Genomic DNA, 11,464 nt, shown 5'->3' with positions numbered 1-11,464 from the left:
GATTATAAACCGCTCCTCCTTGTTGCCAACTCCATAACATATAAAACGTGAATTTTTTGTATGTAAGAGTGGTATTGAAGTTCATTGTAAAATCTGGAGTTGTATTTATTGAAGCAGCCGGTAATGCAACACCATTATTATCGGTCACTTTTATAGGCGTTTCATTTATAGTTCCTATTGCGTCACGTTTAACCACAAAACCTTGATTATTAACCACAAATATTTCATTAACTGATGTGCCAACAGGAACCTGGTTTGCAACCTCATTCAAATTATGTGCAAACTTATCTAGTAAAAGTGTTCCGAAAGCGACCTCTTTCTGGATTATAAAACGAGTTCCATCAATAAAATAAGGTGTCGCATTTAATTGAGTTACCTTTTGGGTATACTTGTCGAATGTTGTTTTAAAATCAAGACTCCAATTAGTTTTTTGAAGAATATTAGCGCTCAATGTAGCTTCATATGCATTTGATTTCATAGCAGCTGCATTTTGCCATTGATAAGCAGCGCCTGAAAGTGGACTAACAGGAACTTTAAGTATCAAATCCGTGTTATTTGTATATGAATAGTTAAGGTTCAAGGTGAATCTTTTCAAGAAACTAATATCAGTTCCTATTTCCCATTCTTTTGAGAAAGACGGTTTTAATTTTGAATTACCTAAAGTTTCTTGATTTCCGGTAACACCTTGATTAAGTGCGAAGGTCTCATTGATTGCGCCGAAAGGAGGTCTTAAACCAGCCGTTCCTAATGAAGAACGTAATTTCCATTCATCAATACCTTTTATTTTATAATCTTCAGAGATACGCCATGCTCCTGAAACACGGTAGAAATTTTGCCATCTAACGTCTGGACCAAACAATGAAGAAGCATCACGACGTATTAAAGCATCAACTATATATTTAGATTTGTAATCTACGGCAGAAATTAATGAATAATTATAGGCATTCGTTGACGTGATAGCAGAGTTTACCGAAGGTATTGCACCTGCATTAAGAGTTGTCAAATCAAACCCTCCCAGCGCTAATTGGGATGCTGATCCAGATAAGTTATTATAAGTTGAAGATTCATATAAAAACTGGGCTTTGCTAACAGTATTAAAATTACCTATCTTTTTAATATATGATCCTTCAAATGCTATATTTTTATCTTTACTTTCATACATTGACCGGTTAATGCTACCAATCCCTTCATTTAGATAATAGTCTAACGTTCCTTTAGGTTGCATATAGAATGATGAGCCTGTATTCTGTATTACCCCATAAGATGCCTTAATGTATAAATCAGGCGTAAAATCGTAATTAAGACTAGAAAAAGAATTTAATGTTTTACCCGTATTTGTATTTTTGGTATTGTTTATTGTATACAATGGATTTGGTGCAGCATCAGTTAATGTATTAACATTTACTTTATAAGGAGTTCCATCAGCATTTGGAAGGGTTAAATCAGCATTTGGATCTGAACGTAACAATGATCCAAATACATCACCTCCAACGCTTTCATCGTTAAAAGAAGAGTATAAATTTGATGTTTTAAAGGTCAACTTAGGGGTTATTTTATAATCCAAGTTTAACTTAAAGTTATTGCGATCTAATCCTTTAATCATTTTTACAATTCCCTCTTGATGTGAGTTTTGAAATGAGGTATATACAGAAATTTTGTTGTCATTTGAATTTCCTTTCAATCCAACGTAATTCGTTTGATATCCTCCTGGGTTAAAAAATTGTTTTATATGATCGTATGTTGTTGGATAAAGATTCTTGTAAATTTGATCTGGAGATACATCCGAAGTTACTACACCGTTTTGAACGATGCGGTTAGTTGCACTTGATTGTTTTGGTACAAATCCTAAAGAATTTTGTCCATACTCTGATCTAACATCAACCTCAACCTTACCTGCACTCATTGATGATCCTCGTTTTGTCGTGATATTTACAACACCATTTGCAGCACGAGAACCATACAAAGAAGATGCAGCAGCACCTTTTAAAACCTCAATTGAAGCAATGTCATCTGAACTAATATTATTCAAATCGGCACCTAAAACACCGTCGATAATAACTAATGGACTTGATCCGCCTGTAATAGATTTTGCTCCTCGCAATTGAATGTCAAAGCCTGCACCTGGTTCACCACTTCTAGCCACCATTCTCACTCCCGCCATTTTTCCTTGCATTGCAAGGGCAGCATCATTTGCAGGTACTTGCTTAAGTTGTTTTTCTGTTAGTTTCTCTATTGAAAAACCCAGTTTTTTAACTGCAGTCCCTTTGGCAACCCCAGTAACTATAACCTCATCTAAAGAATTAGACTTGCTAGTCATCACTATCCTACCTAAAGCTTTGCCATCAAATACAACTTCCTTGTTGTCAAAACCAATAGATGAAAAAACCAGCGTTTGCTTATCTTCAACGGAAATTGTAAAATTTCCATCATTATCAGAAATCGTGTAATGGGGAGTACCTTTGACAACAACGTTAACACTAGGAATCGGATTTTTATTTTCGTCAACTACTTTCCCTTTTACACTTGTCTGTTGTGCGTAAATATTCATGTGCACAGCACAAAGTGCAAATAAAATAAATTTAATTTTTTTTAACATAGTTATTTTTTTTATTTATTTAAATAATAATTTCGGCATTTGTCTTTTTCTTCATAATTTTTAATGGTTTTTTTAGTTATTATTATAGTTTAAGGTTTTTATAAAATTTTTAGATAATCTTTTTTTTAAAGGCCCTGCAATAGTTTTTATTAATTAATCAGAATCAACGGACAGGAAATTCTGTAATTCTCAATTTTGTACACCCAAAAGGAATTAATTTAATAGTTTCCTCTTCATCGGACAACTTGTCGCCCATTTGTGAAAAATATTGAATCGGTCCGGGTGATCCTTTATATTCTCCCCATGGTAATCGTCTTGCTTTTATACTCAGCGTAACAGGTGCGTCTTGTAAAGTCCAAGGATATCGAGCGATCTCTTTCTTTTGAGTTACAGTAACCGATTCTTGAAGTTTTTCGGCTTTCAGGTATTTTCCCATCAAACAATAATTCCAAGGTGAATCCGAAGTTATTTCGTGATAATTACCAAACTTAACCGGGTCGTTTTTTTGCTCCCATTTTTCATTCATTTTCAAACTATACAACAGTGGTCCTCTTTCTATAACTGCAGCTCCGTCATACCAATAACTCACGGATACTTTCATCGGGAAATTCACGGTCAATTCATCCCCGTTATTCCAAACTCTATTTATTTTTAAAATCCTATCGGCTTGAACCAAAGTTTCAAGTTTTTTACCATTCAGGAAAAGCTCAGGATTTTCGCACCAAGCAGGAACTCTAAGGTGAAATGGAAAACTGCTCTGTTTTACTTTTTTATCTACAAATTGAAAGTGAAATTTCATGCTTTCCTTAAATGGATAATCTGTAAATTCAGTAATTTTAACATTCGTTCCGTTTGCTACCTTTGCTATTACTTCAGAAGGTGCATAAAGCAATGCCGCAATGCCATTGTCTGCCGTGGCATACCAAAGATTTTGAGTGAATTTAGGCCAGCCTTGGTGCATATTGGTGGTACAACAAGGATATCCAGTAAGCAATCCCATCAAGTTATCCGTGTTACTGTGAGAGGTCACAAAATTTCTAGATTCCTTTGTCATCGAAGTTTGATTGATTTGCTGATAATATTGTCTTTCATTAAAATCAGCACTAATTTGAGAAGGTAAAACATTGTACGTGATACGTTCTAATTGATCCGCCCATTGCACATTACCAGTAATTGCAAGCATATTTTCAAGTGAAAACATCATCTCTACGGCCGTACACAATTCAGAGCCCTGTGTTGGATTTCCAAAACGTAACATTTCATCGGCAGCCCATAATCCTGTTGGAAAAGCAATAGTATTTCGCATATCATTTATTGCTTTTTTAGGAGCAAGTGCATATTTCAGATCTTTATTKGCTTGAGAATAAATCGTTGGTGCTTTAAAACCTTGAGCCAAATTAACACCGTGTGTACTATTCTGACGGGATAGATCATCTCGATTCAAAAATACATCAGTCCAATCAAACGTCTGTTTATGAATCAATTCCCCTAACTCCAATAAGAATTTATCACCTGTTATAGAATAAAGCCAATACACCACCATCAAATTATCACCTCCCCTTTGTTCTCCCCAAAAGGTCCATTTCCCCAAAGGATCTTTAGGTAATTCTTTCAGTTGGTATTTAAAATAGTTCGTCAAAAATGGGATTACCCGTTTATCGTTAGTTGCCGAATAATATTGTTGCATTATTTTCAGCACCACCATTTTTGGCCACCAATCTTTTGCGTTATCTCGTTGCAATCCTGGTTCTGGGCCACGGTCCGTGTCAGGTCCGAAGTAGCCACTTTCTTTTTGTGAAGCAAGAGTCCATTCAATCCAAGGTTGCACCTTGTTGATTAATTTTTGGTCCTTCATAATATAAGCTAATGGCAAAAGACCATCAACCCAGTAAGGCCCACGTTCCCAAACATCGCCATCGCCACCCAACCAGCCGTTACGAGAACCAACCACTTTTGAATATTGAGCATCTAAATTTCCCGTCATACCATTAGCCATTCGTTTCATCTGTTCGTCTAGCCAGCCTAAAGGCTTTATGGCTCCAAGTGGCAATTCAACGTAAGGCTTTGTAATCAATGGGGACCGATTGTTCGTATAATTATCATTGGTTACTTCCTTTTGTGCAAATAACAGCGCTGGAAACAACAATAATATGGTCAATGCTTTTTTCATTTTTTTCTTGATCTTTTTTAAAAAAATTAATTATTCTTTGTAATCAATCCATACTTTCATTTTACTTTCCGCCCTGTTATCCCAAGAATAATAAGGAATAAATTTTATGACATTTTTTGGATCCGCTACTGTTTTTATTTCCATAATTCCTCCCAATAAACCAGGATTGAAAGTGGTTTCAAACTTTGTGTTTTTAGAAATAATTTCGAGGTCAAAATTAGATTTGTTGTCTACCTCTTCCATGCAATACACCAAAGGCCCTCTTTGTATAGCTCTTTTTCCAATATCAGCCTTTACAAGATCGTCTGCTTTAACCACTTCAACTGGCATATCCATAGAAATTTTAATTTCATCCCCTTTTCTCCATTCTTTTTTCAATACTGCATATCCATTTTCCACTATTGGGTTATTAATTTTTTTTCCATTTAATGAAAGGGAATATTTTTTGCACCAAGCTGGAATTCGAAATCTAATTTCTTTTTCTAAAGGAAAGGTTAAAGATTTAACTATGAGTTTTACATCTCCATTCCAAGGATAATTGGTCTCTTCTTGTAACTCCAAATTGTTTTTTCCAATGGAAATATTCACCGTACTGCCTATATACAGGTTTACCCAGATCGCATTGTCCGATTGTCCATAAATATAATTACCAATAGAAGGCATAAAACGTGAGATCTGGCTTGGACAACAAGCCGTCCCATACCAGGCTTTTCTGTGATGATCTCCTTTGGATTCTAATGGGTTCACGTAGAAAAATTCAGTCCCGCTAAGAGAAACTCCAGACAAAACAGCGTTATACATCGATCGTTCTAAAACATCTATATATTTAGAATCGCCAGATGATTGGTTCATTCGTGAATTCCAATAACACATACCCACAGAAGCGCAAGTTTCACAATATGCAGTTTGATTAGGCAAATCATAATCTTCTGTAAATCCTTCATTTTCCCGTGAAGAACCAACACCTCCAGTAACATACATATTACGTGATACCACATCATCCCATAGCGAATTTAAAGCTTTCGAATATTTTGCTTTTTCATCCATTTTTTGCACGTCGGCCATACCCGAAAAAAGATACATAGCTCTAACTGAATGCCCAGAAACATCAGTCAAGTCTTCTACAGGTTTAACATCTTGGTAATATTTGACATCCCATTTTCCGTTACCTCCTGTCGTTCCGTATTCATGTCCTCTTTCTTCCAGCAGCCATTTCGAAAAATCTAAGTACCTCTTGTTATTGGTAACATTATATAATTTCACTAAAGCCAATTCAATCTCTTCGTGTCCAGGAACCCAGTGGCGTTTTCCTTCTCCAAAAATGGACATCATGTGCTTTATCATCTTTTCAGAAACACCCAACAATTTTGTTTTTCCAGTTGCCTGATAATATGCCACACCCGCTTCTATAAGATGTCCCGCACAATAGTCCTCGTGCTTGTCCATATTGGTCCATCGCTTATCTAATCCTGTTAAAGTATAATAGGTATTAATATAACCATCCTTTAATTGGGCACTTGCTATCTTATCAATCCAATCGTCAGCCGTTTTTTCCAATTTTGGATCGGGATTATTTATCAAAGTATAGGCAATACCTTCCAATGCTTTGTATACATCCGAATCATCATAAAAAATCCCAGAATGTTTTCCTGACCTTTTCCCTGCGTTTACAAAATTAGCAATACGTCCTGTCTGACTTTCAATTTGGGAAATGCAAGTACTTAATATACTTGCTGCATGGTTTTTCAAACGAGGTTCCCAAAAAGAATCGGTAATCTTTACTTTAGAAAAATTGATTGGTTCGATTTGAACTCTTTGCCCCTTGGTTTGTCCAAAACCGCTTAAAGAAAATAGGGCAAAAAGTAATAATAACGTATTTTTCATAATTTAATTTCTGATAAATTGTAATTTGGTTCTTATTCAAATAATATCTTCACTTAAAGCACAGCTCGAAACAATTCCCGTCAATATAAATTGACTCTCTTTCCATCAAATTTTCACTGTCTGCCTTTCTTTTACTAAAAACCAATGTTTGTTTCTGAATCTTTTTTAACTATTTCTGTTTCCTCTTCATATTTTTAACTAAATTGAAAAAGCACCAACTTTATAACAGCAGTTAGCAGATTTTTCATTTTAATATTTTTAGGATAATATTATAAGATTAGTAATGTTTTTTGCTGAAATTTAATTCTATCAATACTTCCTTTTTTAACATCAGAAATATCAGATTCATTTATTTGAAAAGTCAAAATAGATGATTTTAAATCAAATTAAAATGCTTTATTCGTGTCATTTTTAATATAAAATGATTCAAATTGCATAAAAAAGATCAAGCAAATAGCGCCTTGCAACATGCTGTTGAAATTTGACACAATTTGCCCAACATTGATTTCATTATAAAAAATATAACAATGCGTAAATTCTTTCTTTTTTTATTTTCTTTAATTTTTTCTTCAAATTTTATTGAAGCCCAAGACTATTATTTTAACCATTTTCAAGCTGAAGAAGGCCTTTCCCACAACACCGTTTTGGCATCATTGCAGGATGAAGATGGATTTATGTGGTTTGGAACTAAAGATGGTTTGAATCGCTTTGATGGTTATCGTTTTAAAACTTATCGAAGCAATGGAGACCCAATTCATAGCCTAGGAAGCAATTTTATAAGATCTTTACATGAATACAAAGGAGTAATTTGGGTTGGTACAGATAAAGGTTTGTATCAATACAATAGAAAAATAGATCGGTTTACGATTTTAAACGAAGCCATAAACAATAGGATTAATGACATAAATCACGATAAAAAAGGGAATATCTGGTTTCTTTCAGGAAACATTCTGTACAAATATTCAACCCAAAATAAAGAAACCGAAATTTTTAATCCAGGCAAATATTTTATTGCCACTTCAATTGCACAGGATGCAAACGGAGAAATTTGGGCTTCTTCTTCAAATAAAATATATCATTATTCTGAAGAAAGTCTTTCGTTCGAAAATCTTCCACTTACACTTCCCGCAACTTCAGGCAACTTTAGTATTTCCGTTATTTATGCTTTGGATAAAAATAATATTCTAATTGGCACACACACTGATGGCGTTTTAGTGTACAATATCCCAACCAAAACAACTTCTAGATTAGAATTTTCGACTAAAAATCCGGTTTATGTACGAAAATTTAATAAAAGGAATAATAACGAACTTTGGATTGCTAGCGAATCTGGAGTTTATGTTTACAACCTGAAGACGAAAACAAGCGTCAATCTCAAAAAAAACTATAATGATCCGTATACCATTTCAGATAATGCGGCTTATTCAATAACGGTCGATAAAGAAAACGGAATTTGGATTGGAACTTATTTTGGTGGAATCAATTATCTTCAAAAAGAACACACACAATTCAAAAAATATTTCCCTCAAAAAGGGCAAAACTCTATTAGCGGAGGTGCCGTAAGGAAAATTATTAAAGATGACAATGGTGACCTTTGGATTGGTACTGAAGATGCTGGTTTAAACCGGTTGAATCTGAAAACGCAACAGTTTACGACATATTTACCAAACGGAAGCAAAAGTAGTGTCTCCTACTACAACATTCACGCTTTAATGTCTAGAAAAGACAAAATTTGGGTCGGAACATTTGAGTATGGCTTTGATATTTTAGATAGAAATTCAGGCAAGGTTATAAAACATTATAGTGCTAATGATCCATCTTCGGGATTACACAGTAATTTTATTTTCTCATTTTATGAAACCAAAAAAAAGGAACTGATTGTGATTACCAATTTAGGACTTTATTTGTATAATGAACCAAAAGACAATTTTGAGTCCATAAAAACATTTCCTGAAACAATATTTTATACCACTTACCTAGAAGATATCGATGGAAATTTATGGGCTGGGAGTTCTCGTGATGGCTTGTTTTACTACAATCCGAATACCAAAAAGAAAGAGGTCTTTGTTTATCATTATAAAAACGCAAATGGAATCAGCGATAATTCCATCAATTATATTTTTGAAGACAGTTCTACAAATTTATGGTTCGCCACTGAAAATGGATTGAATTTATTCGATAAAAAAACAAGAACTTTTAAAAGATTTACGACTGAAAACGGATTTCCGAGCAACGTAGTGTATGCAATTGTAGAAGATGATGCTAAAAATTTATGGATAACAACTTCTAAAGGTCTGGTGAAATTTGGTTCAGATCATAAAAGTATTAAGATTTATACAAGGCCAAATGGTTTGTTGAGTGATCAGTTTAATTATGCATCTGCTTTTAAAGATACAAACGGTGACATGTATTTTGGAAATCTAAATGGAATGATTAGTTTCAATCCAAATAATTTTACAAAAAATAAATACTCACCTTCAATTTATATTACCAATCTTCAAATCAACAATAAAGATATTGATGCCAATAAAAATGATTCTCCTATAAAACAATCTATTTCGCATATTGATGAATTAAAATTAAACAACAATCAATCATCGTTTAATCTTGAATTTGCGTCGTTAAATTATACGGCTGCAGAGCTTACAGAATATTGGTACAAGCTTGAAAACGTAAATAATGACTGGGTTTATCTTGGGCACAACAATAAAGTTTTCTTTACAGAACTCAGGCCCGGCAATTATGTTTTTAAAGTAAAATCGTTAAATAGTTTTGGTATTTGGAGCAAAGAAGTTGCATTAAAAATTAAAATTTTACCTCCATTTTGGGCAAGTTCTTATGCCTATTTTTTCTATTTTCTCCTAATTTGCGGTTCCCTTTATTACATTATCCGTTATTCGCAAAACCTAACTGAAATTAAAAATAACCGAAAAATAAAACATTTAAACGACGAAAAAGAGAAAGAAATCTATCAGGCAAAAATTGATTTTTTCACGAATGTTGCACACGAAATTAGAACGCCACTAACGCTGATAAAAAGCCCTTTGGAAAAACTTTTGACAATGGAGCACAAATTACCAGAAGTTCCTCAAAATCTTTCTATAATGAAGAAAAATACGTTGCGATTGTTAAAATTAGTCAACGAATTATTAGATTTTAGAAAATCTGAAATCGGCGGACTAAAACTCACTTTTGTACAAACAAATATTTCTTCAATTGTTAGAAAATTACATTTGAGATTCAGCCAATTAATTGAAGAAAGAGGCATTGAATTTGAATTGGAACTGAGCCAAAAAGACATTTATGCGTTTGTTGACAAAGAAGCTTTCGAAAAAATCCTGAGTAATTTGATTAGTAATGCTATTAAATATTCAAAAGACAAAGTTTCAATTGTGCTTTTTAGAGATGAATCCAAACTGATTTTAATCGTGAAAAATGATGGAAATTTGATTCCATATCATTTAAAAGATAAAATTTTTGAGCCGTTTTTTAGGGTCAATACTATGAGTGCAATTTCGGGAACCGGAATTGGGCTCTCGCTTGCACATTCGTTAACACAACTACATAACGGAAATCTGCAATTAATTTCAAATTCAACCCTCAATGTTTTTGAACTTGTAGTTCCACTTCATCAGAAAGAAGAATTTATGCTTTACAGTGAATCCGAAAAAGAAGAAAATAAGCAGGAATTAACTATTGCCGAAATTGAAAGCAAACATGAGAAAACACAAATTTTAGTTGTAGAGGACAATGAAGATTTATTGAATTTTATTTCGACAGAATTATCTCAGCTTTACACCGTTTTAAAAGCTGATAATGGCGAAAATGCGTTAAAAATAATTCACAACGAAAATATTCAGCTTATAATAAGTGATGTTTCAATGCCAATTATGGATGGAATTACCTTGTGTAAAAAAATTAAAACAAATCTGGAAACAAGCCATATCCCAGTAATCTTACTTACAGCCAAAAGTTCTCTGAAGTCACAAATTAACGGTCTTGGAGCGAGAGCCGATGCCTACATTGCGAAACCTTTTTCGATGGATTATTTGAAAGTCCAGACAGAAAATTTGATCGAAAACAGAAAACAAATTATGAACTACTATGCTAGTTCACCGCTGTCACACATCAAAAGTATTGCAAACAGTAAAATCGATGAAAAGTTCCTGAATAAATTAGACCAAGAAATTCTAAAAAACATTACTGATTCAGATTTAAGCGTTGAATCTTTGGCAGAAATAATGAACATGAGCCGATCGACTTTATATAGAAAAATTAAAGATATTTCGAATTTGAGCCCGAATGAATTGATCAATATTGTGCGCTTAAAAAAAGCCGCAGAATTACTTTTGAATGAGAACTATAAAATGTATGAAATTGCCGAAATGGTAGGTTATAATTCACAAACAAGCTTCGGACGAAATTTTCAAAAGCATTTTAAAATGAGCCCTTCAGAATATATCGCTATGAATAAATAACTATTAATGGATGGGATGTCTGGATAAAAAAGCTAAAGAGGCTATTCGATTAGGCCCAACTATCCATTACCCTTATCAGGGTTTCGTCGACCTGCTTTGTATTTTAGTGAAAGTGTTTCTTCGCCACTTTTAACGAAACACCMACTTAAATGAATACTTTATTCAAATTCTGGATAATAACAACCAAAGAAATTGAAAAAGAGCTTGAAAACAACAGGAAAGGGCTGACAGAAAAAAAATCAGAAATCGTCAGAGATCAGGAACTGCTGTATACGGTCGAAGAGAAATGGATAAAAAATGAAATTGATCAAGAGACCTACCAAAGATGGCACCTCA

5 protein-coding genes are annotated in these 11,464 nt (G+C 33.7%); 2 read left to right on the top strand and 3 right to left on the bottom strand.

Features of this window, described 5'->3' with window-relative positions; genetic code table 11:
• The 3 genes from AC1DPQ_RS09630 to AC1DPQ_RS09620 form a co-directional block, all read right to left on the bottom strand.
• Positions 1-2,596: SusC/RagA family TonB-linked outer membrane protein (locus AC1DPQ_RS09630; protein ID WP_477609016.1), on the bottom strand; the 2,596-nt coding region annotated here is incomplete at its 3' end.
• A 163-nt stretch (positions 2,597-2,759) separates the two neighbouring features.
• The gene (locus AC1DPQ_RS09625; RefSeq protein ID WP_477609014.1) at positions 2,760-4,766 is read right to left on the bottom strand and encodes a beta-L-arabinofuranosidase domain-containing protein; all 2,007 of its coding nucleotides are present in this window, start codon (positions 4,764-4,766) and stop codon (positions 2,760-2,762) included.
• A 30-nt stretch (positions 4,767-4,796) separates the two neighbouring features.
• Positions 4,797-6,650, bottom strand: coding sequence for a glycoside hydrolase family 127 protein (locus AC1DPQ_RS09620; protein ID WP_477609012.1), 1,854 nt, complete (start codon positions 6,648-6,650; stop codon positions 4,797-4,799).
• 527 nt (positions 6,651-7,177) lie between these two features.
• On the opposite strand from AC1DPQ_RS09620, the gene AC1DPQ_RS09615 reads away from it, so the two are divergent.
• Both AC1DPQ_RS09615 and AC1DPQ_RS09610 read left to right on the top strand, forming a co-directional pair.
• Complete coding sequence (locus AC1DPQ_RS09615; protein WP_477609010.1) at positions 7,178-11,128, top strand: hybrid sensor histidine kinase/response regulator transcription factor; 3,951 nt, start codon at positions 7,178-7,180, stop codon at positions 11,126-11,128.
• Between the two features lie 149 nt (positions 11,129-11,277).
• Positions 11,278-11,464, top strand: a 187-nt coding sequence (locus AC1DPQ_RS09610) for a hypothetical protein (protein WP_477609008.1), incomplete at its 3' end; no start/stop codon positions are given.

This window comes from Pedobacter sp. 01T416_2, assembly GCF_056398925.1.
This window is presented reverse-complemented; position numbering and strand designations above follow the sequence as displayed.

Coding starts and splice junctions, on each gene's coding strand:
- AC1DPQ_RS09620 (WP_477609012.1), bottom strand. CDS start 6,650: ATGAAAAATACGTTATTATTACTTTTTGCCCTATTTTCTTTAAGCGGT.
- AC1DPQ_RS09615 (WP_477609010.1), top strand. CDS start 7,178: ATGCGTAAATTCTTTCTTTTTTTATTTTCTTTAATTTTTTCTTCAAAT.